Genomic DNA, 14,683 nt, shown 5'->3' with positions numbered 1-14,683 from the left:
GGGCTAGCCGTCCGCTTCACGGTAGCCGATCTCTTGAGAGCGGGAGAACCAACCTAAACCTACATCTGACTGCTGCGGGCAGCCACTCGCAGTTTGGCAGAGCGGGCCCGTGGATTACGTTGCCGTTCCAGTTCGGAAGGGGACAAGGGCTTGGGGGTGAGCACCTGCCAACGGGGATCCCTGCGAAAGGCCCATTTCACCAGGCGATCTTCAAGGCTATGGAAGCTGATCACGGCCAACCTGCCGCCGGGTTTCAACCAAGTGGGGGCTTGGGCCAGCAAGGTTTCTAAAGCCTCCAGTTCTCGGTTCACGGCAATGCGCAACGCCTGAAAGACCCGAGTGGCCGGGTGAATGCGGCCTCGCCGAGCTGCCGGAGGTACCGCCTGCCAAACCACCTGGGCCAACTGAGTGGTTGTGGCGAGGGGACGAGCCTGCTCGATGTGATGGGCAATGCGGCGGGCAAATCGCTCTTCGCCGTAACGGGTGAAAATCTCGATCAACTCTTCGACCGGGCGATGATTAACCCAATCGGCAGCGGTTTCCTGAGCGGCACTGGGATCCATGCGCATGTCCAGCGGCCCCTCCCCGCGAAAGCTAAATCCCCGCTCAGGACAGTCCAGTTGCGGAGAACTCACCCCCAAGTCGGCCACGATGCCATCGAAGGGGATCCCCTGCCCCTGCTCATCCCGAAAGCCGTGCTGCTGCAGATCGAAATCGGCAAAATTGAGGTGCCACAGTTGGATGCGGCTGCCGGGGATCCCTTCTGCTGCAAAACGCGCTTGCGCCGCCTGTAGAGCCGCCGGATCCCGATCCAACCCCACCACTCGGGCAGCTCCCCCCCGCAGCAGCGCCAAGCTGTGCCCACCCCCTCCCAACGTCACATCCAGAAAAGTGCCGCCCCCCTGGGGTTGCAGGTAGGCCATCACCTCCTCGGTCAAAACGGAATCGTGTTGATACACCTCGCCAAGCACGGTCTGCGGGGGTTCTATTTCTGCTGCTACAAAGTTCAGTATCTGCAAAAAAAAGGCCGAGGCCAGGCCCCGACCGAGGAATCCATGTTGTTAAGGTGATCCTCTGGGAAAAGAGGGGTGGCCGTCAAAAGACAGGCTGTCTTGGGATCCCCGGCAAAATCTCTGGGGCGTGAGTCCCGCTCTGAGTATGATGAGACTGCTCCCGCTTTTGCCCAGTCTGCCGTCAGGGTTGCTGTGTTGACTCACTCTTCTGCTACTGATATCTTGACCCTCTCGCCGGCCAAGGGCCTGCGCGGCCAAGTGAGCATCCCCGGCGACAAATCCATTTCCCACCGCGCCCTGATGCTGGGATCCCTGGCCGAAGGAGAAACCACCATCCAAGGGCTGTTGCTGGGAGAGGATCCCCGCAGTACGGCAGCCTGTTTTCGGGCGCTGGGGGCAGATATTTCGGAGCTCAACAGCGAGTGTGTTCGCATTCGGGGAGTTGGCCTGGGCCGGCTGCAAGAACCGGCAGACGTGTTGGATGCAGGTAACTCCGGCACCACCTTGCGCCTGATGCTGGGGATCCTGGCGGGCCAGGCCGGGCGCTTTTTTGCCGTCACCGGGGATCGATCCCTGCGCTCGCGGCCCATGGGGCGGGTGGTAGAACCGCTGCGGCAGATGGGGGCCAGCATTTGGGGACGGGCCGGTGGGACGTTGGCACCCTTGGCCGTACAAGGGGGATCCCTCAAGGGCATTCACTACCGCTCCCCGGTGGCTTCAGCGCAGGTGAAATCCTGCCTCTTGCTGGCGGGTCTGCTGGCGGAAGGCACCACCCAAGTCACCGAGCCGGCTCTCTCTCGGGACCACTCGGAACGGATGTTGCGGGCCTTCGGGGCCAACATTCAGGTGGATCCGGAAACAAAAACCGTGGCCGTGGTGGGCGGATCCCGCCTGGTGGGCCAGAGAGTTCAGGTGCCGGGGGATATCAGCTCGGCAGCCTTTTGGCTGGTGGCCGCCTCCATTGTGCCCGAGAGCGAATTGCTGCTCCGGGATGTGGGCCTCAACCCCACCCGTACCGGTGCACTACGGGTGTTGCAGGAGATGGGGGCCGATATTCAAATTGAAAACTGCCGGGAAATGGCCGGTGAGCCCCTGGGAGATCTGCGGGTGCGTTCGGCCCGCTTGCGCGGCTGCACCATCGCCGGCGATCTCATCCCCACCCTGATCGACGAGATCCCGGTTTTGGCGGTGGCGGCGGCCTTTGCCGAGGGGATCACCGTGATTCGCGATGCCGCAGAGCTGCGGGTCAAAGAAAGCGACCGTCTGGCTGCCATAGCCCAAGAGCTGAGCCGCATGGGAGCCCAGGTCACTGAATATCCTGATGGCCTGGAAATCAAGGGAGGGATCCCTCTTCACGGGGCCGAGGTCGACAGCCACGAGGATCACCGCATCGCCATGAGCCTGATGGTGGCAGCTCTAGGAGCGCAGGGATCCACCCTCCTCAGGGGAGCCGACTGTGCCCGCATCTCCTACCCCGACTTCATTCCCACCCTGCAACGATTGACTGCTTCCCCCCTGGAGTCTTGAGAGGGCCCATCTTTAACTTCGCCGCCTCTGCTCCTATGTCGACCTGCCCCAGCCCGCCCGGCCCTATCGCCATCGAACATCTCTGCTTCCGGGTTCCTCCCGGTGGGCAAGCAGCCTTTCTTGAGCAAGACGAGCGGGTTTGGGGATCCGCCCTGCGCCGGCATCCGGGTTTTCTGGGCAAAGAAGTTTGGCTGGATCAAGAGGATCCCGAACTTGTCCACCTCATCCTCCGCTGGGCCAGCCGTGCTGACTGGAAGGCCTTTCCCTCCGAGCAAGTGGAGGCATTGGATCGGCAAATGCGGCCTTTTTATGTGCGCTTGGAACAGGCCAAAGAATACCAGCTCTGGCAGCCCGGCCCTTCTGCAGGGACAGGAAAGCAGGATTAAGGGATCCCTTCAGTCTCAAAACCTACCTCAGAGCCCACCGAGTCAGCCCTGGGGGATCCTGCCACCCGCTCCTGCTCCACCAGCTCCCGCAAACTGGGCATGGTCACGGCCAAAGCTCCTTCTCGCCGCTGCAGCCCCGCTTCAAAACTCTCAGGGGTGACAATGCCGCCGGAAATGAGCATCTTAAAAGCATCTTCCACCGGCATGAACACTTCCACCACCTGGTCTTCCGGCACAATGGCGTACCAGCCCGTCGTTGGATTGGGGGTGGTGGGCACAAACAGGCCAAGGGAGCGCTGCGGCCCATCGGGCCGAATAGGAGTTTGAATGGTGCCCGTCACAAAGGCCAGCGCCCAAGCTCCTGGTCGGGGATATTCCACCAGCACCACCCGCCGAAAGCGCTGATTGTTGGGGGCAAACAAAACACTGACCAATTGCTTCAAGGTCTTGTACACCAGCCCCGCCACCGGAATCGCATGGAGCAACTGTTCGCTGAGATTGAGCAGCCACTGGCCGACAATGTTGCGGGCCATGAAGCCAATCAACAGGATGAGCACAATCGGCGTCAACAGGCCCACCGCCAGATCGATGAGGTTGATCAAGATCGGGTGCAAACCCTGGATGGGATTGAACTGCTTCGGAATGCTGGTCAGAAAGCCAATGCTCCAGGTGGCCACCTCCACCGTCAGCCAAATGGTAGTTGCCAGAGGGATCACCACCAGCAACCCCGCCACGAAGTAGTTCTTCAGATGCTGTTTCCATTGAGAAACCATGGTGAGGTCGTTCCGTCAAGTCAACCGAGTGGATGCACCGAACCTTTGCAAGTGGAGCTTGCAGATGGCAATCATGATACCTGCCTTCTGCGTTGCCCTCATGGGGGGCAGCCGCAACTTGCCGGCAAAAGAAATCGGGCTGCCAAAAAGCGCAGAGCCCCAAACTTTCATCAGGCCGATAATGCTATCTTAGGTCGATATAAAATTTTGTAAAGGCAGGGATCCCGTCCCGAGGCGTTGTGGCCAAGCCCCTGGATGGTTTGTGTTTCTGCTGGGTGTTGCGTGGGAGGCCCTATGTCAGAGTCGGATTGGCTAGAGCATACCTGTCAGGTGGAGGTGCCTGTTCCCATTGAGCAGGTATGGGATTTGTGGGCCAACCTCACCCTCATGCCCCGTTGGATGAAGTGGATCCGCTCGGTGGAATTGCTGGATCAGGAGCTGTCCCGGTGGACACTGGATACCCGCGGCCTCACCTTCAGTTGGATCTCCCGCACCCACACGGTGGTGAAACACCAACACATCGGCTGGAGTTCGGTGGAGGGGCTGCCCAATCGGGGCGCGCTGCGCTTTTACGACCGCAAAGGCAGTACCATTGTGAAGCTGTCGGTGGCCTACAAGCTCCCGGGGATCCTCGGCAAAATCTTGGATGGCCTGTTTGTGGGCAAAGTGGTGGAGAGCACCATCCAGGCAGATCTGGAGCGCTTCAAGGCCTATGCCCTAGAGCAGGCGGGGCCAGCCGCCGACAATGCCTCGGCCAGCTAGTCTCCGTTCGTCAGGCCCAAGTGTTTCGCCGACCTTCCCCATTGTCAACCCTCGCCACTGCAAAGGCCGCTTCATGCCCGATCCCTCTCCTGAGCCTGTCATTGCCCTCTCTCGTCAGCCGGTGGACAACCGCAACATTCGCTTCTCTCTGGAGCGGGGCGAGCTGGATCTGGATCAACTTCTCCTGCTGTTGAACCGCAATGCCTTTTGGGCGCAGAATCGCCAGCGGCAGGAGATGGAGCGGGCCGTTGCCCACAGCTATCCGGTGGTCAGCGCCTGGGATGGGGAGCGCCTGATTGGCTTTGGCCGCGCCACTTCCGATGGGGTTTACCGGGCCGTCCTCTGGGATATCGTGGTTGATCACGATTACCGACGTCAGGGCATTGGCCGCAAGTTGGTGGAAACCCTGATCAGCCATCCCCACCTGCAGTCGGTGGAGCGCATCTACCTGTTCACAACCCATCAGCGTGGCTTTTACGAGCGAATCGGCTTTGTGGAAAATCCCAGCACCACCTTGGTCTTGCACGGGCGCCCTCTGGAGTTTTTAGTCCCGGCTGCCGAGCAGGAGCAGGCTTGACCGACAGGGATCCTGGGTGAGTGTATCTTGAACAACGGTGGGTTGGCTCTGCCTTGGGAGGAGGACGCGCTAGCCTGAAAAGCAAAAAGGGTGAGAGGGTGTACTCATGGCCAATCGCCTCGCCACAAGTTCCAGCCTTTATTTGCGCAAGCACGCCGAGAACCCGGTGGACTGGTGGCCTTGGATCCCCGAGGCTCTGGAGAAAGCGCGGGCCGAGGATAGGCCGATTTTTCTGTCCATCGGCTATTCCAGTTGCCACTGGTGTACGGTCATGGAGGGCGAGGCTTTTTCCAACCCTGAAATTGCCGCCTTTTTGAATGCCCATTTTTTGCCCATCAAGGTGGATCGCGAGGAGCGGCCCGATCTCGACAGCATCTACATGCAGGCGTTGCAGCTTATGAGCGGGCAGGGGGGGTGGCCCCTCAATGTTTTCCTCACGCCCGATGACCTGGTGCCCTTTTACGCCGGCACCTATTTTCCTGTAGAGCCCCGCTTTGGCCGCCCGGGGTTTCTGGCCTTGCTGCAGCGCATCCTGCAGTTTTACCGGCAGGAAAAGGAAAAAATAGAGGAGATGAAAGGCCAGATTTTGACGGCTCTGACCACCCTCAGCGACTTAGTGCCGGAAGACCACATTCCTGCCGACCTGCTGCGCTCTGGGATCCCTAAGATCCAGCCTTTGCTCTCCAATGCCGGGGCGGTGCAGCAATTTCCCATGATGCCCTACGCCCAGTTGGTGTTGCGTTCGGCCCGCTTCGACCCACCGGAAGGGATCCCCGGCTCGCAGAGCGCTCTGGAACGGGCCAAAGAGCGAGGCATGGCCTTGGTGCTGGGAGGGATCTTCGACCATGTGGCCGGAGGATTTCACCGCTACACCGTGGATCCCACCTGGACGGTGCCCCACTTTGAAAAGATGCTCTACGACAACGGGCAGATCCTAGAGTTTCTCTCCGATCTGTGGGCGCACGGTATCCAAGATCCGGCCATCGAGCGGGCGGTGCGGCTGACGGTGGAGTGGGTGGCGCGAGAGATGACCGCCCCTGCCGGGTATTTCTACGCCGCTCAAGATGCCGACAGCTTTGCCCGGGCAGAAGATCGAGAGCCAGAGGAGGGAGAGTTCTACGTCTGGCGCTGGCAGGAGCTGCAGGAGCTCTTGGAGGAAGAAACCTTCCGCGCCTTGCAGCAGGCGTTTGACCTATCGCCGGGGGGCAACTTCCCCGATCGGCCCGGCTGCATCGTCTTGCAGCGCCAACAGGGAGGAGCGTTGCCGCCAGAAGTTGAAGCCGCCTTGACCACCCATCTGTTTCAGGCACGCTATGGCTCTGCGGATCGACGAGTTCCCTTCCCTCCGGCAGTGGATGCCCAATCGGCCCGTCTGCAATCCTGGCCAGGGCGAATCCCACCTGTCACCGACACCAAGATGATCGTCTCTTGGAACGCCTTGATGATCTCCGGCCTGGCGCGGGCCTATCAAGTGTTCGGCAACGCAGACTATCTGCAATTCGCTCTGCGGGCTGCCCAATTCATCCTCAGCCAGCAGCGCCACCCTGAGACCGGATCCCTGTTGCGCCTGAACTACGATGGCACAGCTCAGGTGCCCGCCAAATCGGAAGATTACGCCCTGCTGATCAAGGCCCTGTTGGACTTGCAGCAAGCCTGCCTGCCCCTGGTGGGGGATCCCACCCCTCAAGACTGGTTGCAGGCTGCCCTCCAGCTCCAGCAGGAGATGGATGCGCAACTGTGGGATCCGGTTAGAGGAGGATACTTTGTCAGCGATGCCCAGAGTGCCCCTGAGCTGTTGGTGCGAGAGAAGGAGTTCCAGGACAACGCTACCCCTGCAGCCAATGGGGTGGCCATTGCCAACCTGGTGCGCCTTGCCGCCCTCACTGGAGATCTGGACTACCTGGAGCGGGCAGAGCAGGCCTTGAAAACCTTTGCCCACATCATGAGCACCCAGCCGCGCACCTGCCCCAGCCTTTTTGCCGGACTGGATTGGTATAGCAATTGGGTGAAAGTCACCCTGGAGGCCGATTCCATTCCCGCCTTTCAGCAACGATCTTGGCCCACCACCGTCTTTGCTCTCCCCACCGAAGCCGAACCTCTGCCGGAAGGAGCTCTAGGGCTGGTGTGCTGGGGCAACAAATGCCTGGCCCCTGCCAGTTCTCTCGAGCAAATCCAGTCGCAAATCGGCAAAGGCCAAAATCGAGCTTACTGACCTTTGCCCAACTTTTGCTCAGGGCAGCAGGGATCCCTTTGCCAAGGTTACGGCTGGGACTGCGCAGGCTTTTCCACCCCGAAAAACTCGATGCGGTAGCTCTGGATGCGGGTGCCCGTTTGTTGCTCCACCTGGGCCAGCAGTTCAGGCGGCAGCTCCACATCCACATCCAAAATGCGGTTGCTATCCAAGCAGTTGACATGGCTGTGGGGATGGGTGCGGTTGCCGTAGCGGCGCCCATCGGCACGATCCAAGCACTCGACAATGTTGTGGCTGGCCAAAGCTTCCAGGTTTTGATAAACGGACGTGTGGCCAATCGGTTTGCCCTGCTGATTTAGGCGATCGTAAATCTCGCGGGCGGAGAGGTGCTCGCCACACTGCCACAGCAGCTCCAGGATATAACGGCGCTGTCGGCTCAAACGCAGATTGCACTCCCGGCACCGTTCCAAAGCAGCTTCCAAAGAATCCAAGGGGCGAGGCATGGAAAACCTCAAGTCATACCGAGTCTGAGATAGGTAGTTGCTCATCTCTACCAAAGTAGCATTTGTGCGTCAACAGTTGTTCAAAAAACACCCCGAACTCTACAAGAGCTGCCGCGCATAGCCATCTTCGAGCCGAGTCCAGGCCGTGCGCAAATGGAAGAGCCCAACATCAGCCTTTTGATTTTCTACAATACCGCTGGAGTGTTGGGGGCAAAGATCATGCAGCGGCGCAAGGTAATTCTGGGTTTGTTGGGGTTGGCCAGCAGCAGTGGATTGGCAGGAGCCTATTGGGCCAGTCGGCAGCAGCCCTCTCATCTAGCCCCAGGGATGGGATCCCCTAGAGCCGCTCTCCCCTCTCCTACCCCCCAGCCCACCCCCACCGTCGTCCCCCATCCAGATGCCCCCCATGGCCTCTACATCCCCCCCCGCCGAGATCTGCGCCTCTTGGTCATCAGTGACATGAACGGCATCTACGGCTCGGTGGAATACGACCCAGAGGTGGATCGGGGCATCGGCCTCATCCCCTATCTTCAGCCGGATATTGTTTTGGGAGGAGGAGATATGGTGGCCGGTCAGGATCCCCGCCTGTCGGAGGAGCGCATTCGCGCCATGTGGGCAGCCTTCGACCGGCATGTGGCTGGCCCAATCCGTGCGGCCAAACTTCCCTACGGCTTTACCTTGGGCAATCACGATGCTTCCTGTGCCCGCACCACGCGGGGCGGCTTTCTCTTTCAAAAAGAACGGGATCTGGCCCGCGAGTTTTGGAACGATCCGGCCCACGACCCAGGTTTGAACTTTGTGGATCGGGGGGACTTTCCCTTCTACTACACCTTTGAAAAAGACGATGTGTTTTACCTAGTCTGGGATGCCACCTGCAATTACATCCCGCCCGAACAAATGGCCTGGGCGGAAGCGGCTCTGGCCAGCGAACGGGCTCAGAAGGCCAAGTTGCGCATTGTCATCGGCCATCTGCCCCTCTACGCCATCACTGTCGGGCGCGACGATCCGGGAGAAGTGCTGCTGGAGGCGGATGCCAAACGGGCTCTGCTGGAGAAGTACCGCGTCCACACCTACATCAGCGGCCACGACCACGGCTACTACCCTGGCCACAAAGGGCAACTGCAACTGCTTCACTGCGGCATTCTCGGCTCTGGCCCTCGTCCCCTCTTGGGCAGCCCTCTGCCCCCCCGCAAGACCCTCACCCTTATCGACGTGGATTTCGAGAGCCCAGATGTTACCTATTACACTACCTATCACATGCGGGATCTGAGCGTGATCGACCAAGCAGAGCTGCCCCGTTTCATCACTGGGCACAATGGCTTGGTGCTGCGCCGCGACGTCAATTGGGACAACCTCACCCCCCAAGAAATCGCCACCTGCCAAGCTCGTATTGGATCCCTGTGTCGGGATTAACGTCTCCGTCTTGGCAAAAGATTGATGAGCCGTTTGTAGATGCTCTCGCGAGGGTTCTGCACACTTCGCGAGCAGCCCAGGCTTTTCAACAGATGATTCAAAGCAGCTTTTTCCAGCAACACCAGCCATAGCCGGTGCAACTGTGTCTCTCGCATAACGGATGCCGGTGATTGATTCCAGCGAAACTGTAGAGAGCTTGTGAAGGCAGCAACAAGAAACGTTAAAGAGAACACAAAGTTGGCAACGGAATGTTGGCAGTGTTATCTTCAAGCGCGGTTGACCTACCGTCGCTGAGCCGGTTGACTGTTGCGCCTTTTCCCTGCCGTCCAACTGATCGACAACTGGAGCGCAAAACTCCTGCTACCCTGGTTGAATGATGGTTTCGTTGCTGGTCGAGGTAGAAGGGGATTGGATGGATGAGCAGGTGCGGGCGGGGTTCCACGCTCTCTCCGACCCGATTCGCCTGCGTGTGCTGCAACTGCTGCAGGGGCGTGAGTTGTGTGTTTGTGATCTCTGCGAGGAGCTGAAGGTGAGCCAATCCAAGCTCTCGTTTCACCTAAAAACCCTGCGGGATGCGAAATTGGTCAATGCTCGCCAGCAGGGGCGCTGGATTTACTACAGCCTCAACCCACCCGGTTTTCAGCTCCTGCAGCATTTTTTGGATAGATTGGGGCAAGCTGGCCCTGTCAAGGCCGCAGTTCCCTGTGTGGAAGACCTCTAAGGCGAGCAGGGATCCCAAAATGTCCCTAGAAAAACTGTCGGATCCCGCCCTTGTACATTCCGAAGACGGGCTTGCTGCAACACAAGAAATTACAGATGTGAATGGTGTTCCCTGCTGGCAACCCCAGGGATCCCGGCGGGTCAACTCGGAGAAAATGAGGATCCCATCTCCTAAAATCCATCAAAGTTCCCTGACACCAGCTCCCCTGTTGCTTAGTTAGGATTGATACAAGAGAGGTGGGAACAACATGATACGTGAACAGCGAGAAGAGTTGGAACGCATCCACCGAGCACACCTGTGGAATCGCCTCAAGGAGCGGGTGAAACGCGCCCAGTCGAATCCATCTCTGCTGGCTTTGCTGGCACGAGAGGCTTTTGAGTTGGGCTTCCCCCTTCCCTCTTTATCTGACCAACCCCAGGTCAATTCCCCTGCTGAGCAGCCCCAAGATGGAAGTCATCATCGCCGCACAAGGCCTCCGGCCCGCTGGCGCGAACGGTGAGTCCACCCTCTCTTCTGGCCGAGAAAGCGGGCAGCCACGATCATAGGAGAATTTCTCTCCAGAGACTCTCAAAGCAGCTAGTCTAGGCAATGATTTTGAATAAATCAGAGCCCATGATGAACACCGCCGAAGCCCTTCAGATTCTCAACCTTCCGCCGGACGCAACCGAGCGGCAGATCCGGGGGCGACTGTTTCAGGAATACCAAACCCTCAGTACTGCCCTCGCAGAACTGGAGGACGAGCGACAAAGACCCTTGCTAGAGGCGCAACTGGCGCGGCTGAATGAGGCGCGGGATGTATTGCTTAGCGGGGGATCCCAGGCTGAGAAGGGTTTGTCTTGGGTCAGCCCAGGAGACTTGCCCCCCCAGGTGATCGTGCTGCTCTACCAAGCCAATGGGCAGGAGGGAATCTGCACGCGCCAGGTTGGGGGTCAAGATATCGTCATTGCTTTCGAGAGCTCGTTTGCGGCAAGAAAATATGCGCAGCGGTTGGCTCAACAGGGACTGCCCAAGCCCGTGGCAGAACGCTTTGACACGCAGGAGATCGTCGATTTTTGCCGCAGCGGAGGGTATGGGTTGATGGTGGTTCCGGCCAGCGAAACGCTGGAGCCCCTACAAGAAAGCACGGAAGCTGCCCGTGATTGGCAGGGCAGGTCTTGATGCCGTTTGGCCTCGATCCACTTGCGTTAAGGGTGCCCTCGATGATTAGTGTGGAACCGATCTCTGTGGACGAGTTTCGCCAGCTCATGGCCGCCGATCTGGACGCTTGCTGCGAGGCCTTTGATTTGCGGGCGGAGTACCTGCGTCTGCAGCAACAGCGGCTACGCTTCTGGGGCATGCTGGCCTTTGGTTGGGTGGCAATAGCCTTGGTCATCTTCTTGGGGATGCGGGATCCCGGCTCTTGGGTGCCCTATGCCGCAGCTGCCGGGATCCTACTGCTGCTCCTGTTGGGGATCCTGAGAGTCAGCCTGCGCTTGGGAAAAAGCCTGCATCGCATCCGGCAGCGTTGGCAGGAAGCCCATCTGCTCAACAGCACCCCCGAGGTGATGAAGTTTGCCACCGATCTGGCCCGCAAGGTAAAAGACTACAACCACTGGGTCAACGAGCTCCAACAATCCCTGCAGGGGGGGCAGCATTGGCGGGATTTTCGGCAACTCAGTGAGGCTGAGCAAAAGTACATCCAGTCGCTGTTTTTGCAGGTGCGGGCCCAACTGGTGATGGCCCTACAGGTGTGCCGAGCTTTGATCGAGGATCCACAAGCCTCTGTGGCTCAGTATCTCAACCAAATGGTTGCCCGGGATCAGCAACTGCTGGAGCAGTTTACCGCCAAAAACCTGACCGCCAACCGCTACGTGACCTTGGCTCGCCAGCTATCTGTGCTGGAGGAAGATTTGCAAGCCCAGCTCAGAGCCTTGGGATCCCGATGATACCCTGTTGGAGGTGTCCAGCAGCGTACTCATGGGCAGTAGAGGCACTCGAAAATTGTACGGCCTGTTGCTTGCCGGCGGACTGGGCTTGCTGGGATGCGGGGATCCGAATGTACCTCTGACCCAACCGCCCCCCGATGCTTTTCGGGTTAGCACCCCACGGCCACCGCGCCTGGATCTCTATCCCACCCCACCACCCACGCCAACTCCTACGCCGACACCACCCCCCAGCTTGCTGGAGCTCACAGCCCGTTGGTTGGGGATCCCTTGGCCTCCCCAGCGGCAAGAAACCAGCCCAGTGAGGTTGAGCGCCCGCTTCCTGGATATCCCACTACCCCCGAAGCCGCGCCGCTCCGCCAGCCCCTCGCCTCAGCCTTCCCCCAGCCCAGAGAGTGAGGAGAGAAGGCAACAAGGCCGGGAAACCTAGTCCGCACCGCTGGCCTCTGGGGATTTAGGCGCCTACGGTCGCCGGCTCCGTTTCTCGAACGCGCAGCTTTTCACAGGGGATGGTGTCTGCCAGAATGGAGCTGGCCATCATGCCCGTGTGAATCTCTAGCTTGGCTCCAGGCACCGCTTCAAAGAGCAGCCGCTGGCCTGGAAAGACCACCCGCTCAAAGTACCAGTTTTCGATATTCGTGATGCGAACCACCTGAATGGAGCTGGTCGCATTGATGTAGCTACAGGTTATTCGCTCTGCTCGTTTTTTATCGGGGATTGCATCGAGTGTTTGCATAATTCAGATTACCAGCCCACGTTGCTCAGCCTACCATCTACCCTAACACCGTCTGGGGATCACTGCGGTAGTCTGCGATACGGCGATCCCAACTGGCAGAAATCAATCCTGGAAAAAATAACTTCTGTATTTTACCTTACTGTTTCGATTTCCAAGAGGGTTCTGCAATTCGAGGAAGATTTGAATTAGGATTTTTCCCCAATATGGGACAATTTCTCATAGAAAATCTCCGCAGAGTAGTAGTCAAGACTACACTTTTAAGCTGCCTTGGAGTTTGGGGATCAGGGCTCTTGGATCCTCGATCCCGTCGTCGGCTGCGGCGAGGATTGGCCGGGATCCCAGTTCAGGCCCTCCACCCGCAGCTCCAGAGCCCCCGACTGGCGCACCGGATTGTACTGCAGGCTGAAGCCATAGGTGCGGCGGTCGTAGCCCAGGCGATAGACGACATCCACCTGCTGGCCCGACTGCAAATCTACCGTTGTCTCTGCCCCTACCCGCAGCGGGCCGTACAGTTGTTGCAAAAAGCCCAGGACGAGCTGTTCCCGCGTGGTGATGCGGTCAAACAAAAATGGCGAGGCTCCGGCCAAAAAACCGTTGGAGTAGGTCACCCTCAGGTTGGTGTAGTCGAAGGTATCGGCCACAAAAGCCCCAATCACCGCATCAATGCCAATACTGCCGGCAGTATAGCTCTGGGCTCGGCCATTGGAGTAAAAAGACTGGCTGCTGCTCACACCAGTGCTGAGCCAGATCCCTTGCTCGATGGGCAGAGCGGAAAAGCGGGGTGGGGGATCCGCCGCCGTCTTGGGAGGGCTCCAGAGGGGAAAGGAGCGATTCAAGGTTGCCCCCAGTTGCAGGCGGGAGAGCTGAATGCGGTCGGTGGTGTTGGCTAAGGCCAACTCCGGATCCGTGTCGATTTCATCCGGCTGCCCCAAGGCATCAATGTAGTCGACGGCTATGCGGTAGCTGAGATCCAAGCCGGTATTGCCCAGGCGCAGGGTGGGTGAGCGGTAGCTGGCACCGAGGCGGTTTTCCACAATTTGAAACCCCAGGCGACCGCTGAAGAAGCGTTCCCGATAGGCGTAGGTGTAGGCGACTTCTCCGCCATCGCCGGTGGTGATGCGGTGTTCGACCTGGGCTCGCAAGCGCTGAGCAAACTCCTGGAAGACGATCCCCCGCAGCTCGGCAAACAGCGAGGTTTGAGCGTTGGCTTCCGGTTGCCGCCAACGAAAATCGGCCCGCAGCCCGATCCCATCCAAAAGGCCCTGCTCACTGCCCCAAAGACGTTGTGGATACAGTTGCGGGGAGAGCACCAAGCTCACGTTGGGATCCCGCAGCAGCTCAATGTTGGACTGGAGGATCAAGCCGCGCCGCAATTCTTCCCTGTCGAAATCATCGTAGAAGATGCTGACCGGAGGCTGACGGTTTAATGAGTCGAAGCGCAACCGAATGGGCAGAGGCAGAAACAAGACCTGGTCGAAGGCCAGTTGGCCGGCCTCGGCAATCAAAAGGCTGGAGCCATCGGCTTGCAGGGTGGAGGTCACCCGTGGGCTACGAATCTCCAACTCCGGCGGATCCAGCGGGTCGTTGGTCAGCCGCACCTGTTCTCCTTCCCAGGTGTTGGCATCGAAGCGGATGCGAACGGCACGAAAGCGCACCAACCGCTCTGGCGCCAAAGCGGCTGCCGGGGATCCACTGGCCTGCAACTGGCCAATATCCACCTGCCCGAAGGCCTCTTCCAAAAACCCCCGCTCTTGCTCAAAGTCGTACTCCAGCCGGGATCCCTGAATGCGCTGCCGATCCAGTTGAATAGAAACATTGCCCTCGGCCACAGCCCGCCGCTGTCGCAGTTCAATGCGCAGGCGATCCGCCCGCAACACAGAGCGGCCCAGCCGCATCTCCACATTGCCTTCCGCTTGGAAGACTTCCGCCCGTTGATCGAAGGTTTGCCGGTCAGAACGCAGCCGTAACGTTCGGTCGGCAAGGGCGCTGAGGTCGGTCGTACTTATGGGCTGGGCGCCCCCCTTCTTCTGGGACTCCACCTGAGCCGCAGCAGGGCCGGCAACTGCCAACCCCAGCACCCCCAAGCAGAGCCAGAGCAACCGCAACCCTCTCATAATCACCCGGCGCAAAACTTCAACACAGATCCCCTACGGCTTCCC

Annotated in this window: 16 protein-coding genes; 11 read left to right on the top strand and 5 right to left on the bottom strand. The window is 59.3% G+C overall.

The window, feature by feature from the left end:
* Window positions 1-59: 59 nt before the first annotated feature.
* Window positions 60-1,019: a 16S rRNA (cytosine(1402)-N(4))-methyltransferase RsmH gene (gene rsmH / locus ACVWXF_RS05450; RefSeq protein ID WP_457473853.1), complete on the bottom strand. Its 960-nt coding sequence runs from the start codon at window positions 1,017-1,019 to the stop codon at window positions 60-62.
* 186 nt (window positions 1,020-1,205) lie between these two features.
* Between rsmH and aroA the strand changes: the two genes are divergently transcribed.
* A complete protein-coding gene (gene aroA, locus ACVWXF_RS05445; RefSeq protein ID WP_457473871.1) occupies window positions 1,206-2,540 on the top strand; it encodes a 3-phosphoshikimate 1-carboxyvinyltransferase in 1,335 nt (444 codons plus the stop codon).
* Between the two features lie 35 nt (window positions 2,541-2,575).
* The gene (locus ACVWXF_RS05440; protein ID WP_011432948.1) at window positions 2,576-2,926 is read left to right on the top strand and encodes a TIGR03792 family protein; all 351 of its coding nucleotides are present in this window, start codon (window positions 2,576-2,578) and stop codon (window positions 2,924-2,926) included.
* Here ACVWXF_RS05440 and ACVWXF_RS05435 read toward each other — a convergent pair.
* Complete coding sequence (locus ACVWXF_RS05435) at window positions 2,923-3,699, bottom strand: DUF502 domain-containing protein (RefSeq protein WP_238376947.1); 777 nt, start codon at window positions 3,697-3,699, stop codon at window positions 2,923-2,925. The two genes, ACVWXF_RS05440 and ACVWXF_RS05435, sit on opposite strands and share 4 nt — an antisense overlap.
* Before the next feature lie 294 nt (window positions 3,700-3,993).
* On the opposite strand from ACVWXF_RS05435, the gene ACVWXF_RS05430 reads away from it, so the two are divergent.
* The 3 genes from ACVWXF_RS05430 (at window position 3,994) to ACVWXF_RS05420 (ending at window position 7,250) form a co-directional block, all read left to right on the top strand.
* Window positions 3,994-4,461: an SRPBCC family protein gene (locus ACVWXF_RS05430; RefSeq protein ID WP_414329520.1), complete on the top strand. Its 468-nt coding sequence runs from the start codon at window positions 3,994-3,996 to the stop codon at window positions 4,459-4,461.
* Between the two features lie 73 nt (window positions 4,462-4,534).
* Window positions 4,535-5,038 (top strand): GNAT family N-acetyltransferase, encoded by a 504-nt coding sequence (locus ACVWXF_RS05425; protein WP_457473852.1) that lies wholly within the window; start codon window positions 4,535-4,537, stop codon window positions 5,036-5,038.
* A 106-nt stretch (window positions 5,039-5,144) separates the two neighbouring features.
* Window positions 5,145-7,250: a thioredoxin domain-containing protein gene (locus ACVWXF_RS05420; RefSeq protein WP_457473851.1), complete on the top strand. Its 2,106-nt coding sequence runs from the start codon at window positions 5,145-5,147 to the stop codon at window positions 7,248-7,250.
* A 47-nt stretch (window positions 7,251-7,297) separates the two neighbouring features.
* On the opposite strand, the gene ACVWXF_RS05415 is transcribed toward ACVWXF_RS05420, so the two are convergent.
* Complete coding sequence (locus tag ACVWXF_RS05415; protein WP_414351968.1) at window positions 7,298-7,732, bottom strand: Fur family transcriptional regulator; 435 nt, start codon at window positions 7,730-7,732, stop codon at window positions 7,298-7,300.
* A gap of 219 nt (window positions 7,733-7,951) precedes the next feature.
* Between ACVWXF_RS05415 and ACVWXF_RS05410 the strand changes: the two genes are divergently transcribed.
* The 6 genes from ACVWXF_RS05410 to ACVWXF_RS05385 all read left to right on the top strand — a co-directional run bounded on the left by ACVWXF_RS05410 (window position 7,952) and on the right by ACVWXF_RS05385 (window position 12,218).
* Window positions 7,952-9,145, top strand: a complete 1,194-nt coding sequence (locus ACVWXF_RS05410) for a metallophosphoesterase (protein WP_041437268.1) — start codon at window positions 7,952-7,954, stop codon at window positions 9,143-9,145.
* Window positions 9,146-9,521: 376 nt separating this feature from the next.
* Window positions 9,522-9,866 carry an ArsR/SmtB family transcription factor gene (locus ACVWXF_RS05405; protein WP_414427828.1) on the top strand — a complete coding sequence of 115 codons (345 nt, stop codon included), beginning with the start codon at window positions 9,522-9,524 and terminating at the stop codon, window positions 9,864-9,866.
* A 247-nt stretch (window positions 9,867-10,113) separates the two neighbouring features.
* Complete coding sequence (locus ACVWXF_RS05400) at window positions 10,114-10,365, top strand: hypothetical protein (RefSeq protein WP_457473850.1); 252 nt, start codon at window positions 10,114-10,116, stop codon at window positions 10,363-10,365.
* Between the two features lie 89 nt (window positions 10,366-10,454).
* Window positions 10,455-11,024 carry a DUF3110 domain-containing protein gene (locus tag ACVWXF_RS05395; RefSeq protein ID WP_457473849.1) on the top strand — a complete coding sequence of 190 codons (570 nt, stop codon included), beginning with the start codon at window positions 10,455-10,457 and terminating at the stop codon, window positions 11,022-11,024.
* A 41-nt stretch (window positions 11,025-11,065) separates the two neighbouring features.
* Window positions 11,066-11,791 carry a hypothetical protein gene (locus ACVWXF_RS05390; protein WP_457473848.1) on the top strand — a complete coding sequence of 242 codons (726 nt, stop codon included), beginning with the start codon at window positions 11,066-11,068 and terminating at the stop codon, window positions 11,789-11,791.
* A 31-nt stretch (window positions 11,792-11,822) separates the two neighbouring features.
* Window positions 11,823-12,218, top strand: coding sequence for a hypothetical protein (locus tag ACVWXF_RS05385; RefSeq protein WP_414343192.1), 396 nt, complete (start codon window positions 11,823-11,825; stop codon window positions 12,216-12,218).
* Window positions 12,219-12,242: 24 nt separating this feature from the next.
* On the opposite strand, the gene ACVWXF_RS05380 is transcribed toward ACVWXF_RS05385, so the two are convergent.
* The gene (locus ACVWXF_RS05380; protein WP_457392674.1) at window positions 12,243-12,527 is read right to left on the bottom strand and encodes a DUF1830 domain-containing protein; all 285 of its coding nucleotides are present in this window, start codon (window positions 12,525-12,527) and stop codon (window positions 12,243-12,245) included.
* A gap of 278 nt (window positions 12,528-12,805) precedes the next feature.
* Window positions 12,806-14,638 carry a DUF3769 domain-containing protein gene (locus ACVWXF_RS05375; protein WP_457473847.1) on the bottom strand — a complete coding sequence of 611 codons (1,833 nt, stop codon included), beginning with the start codon at window positions 14,636-14,638 and terminating at the stop codon, window positions 12,806-12,808.
* Window positions 14,639-14,683: the final 45 nt, after the last annotated feature.

Source organism: Thermostichus sp. MS-CIW-40, from assembly GCF_054058315.1.
This window is presented reverse-complemented; position numbering and strand designations above follow the sequence as displayed.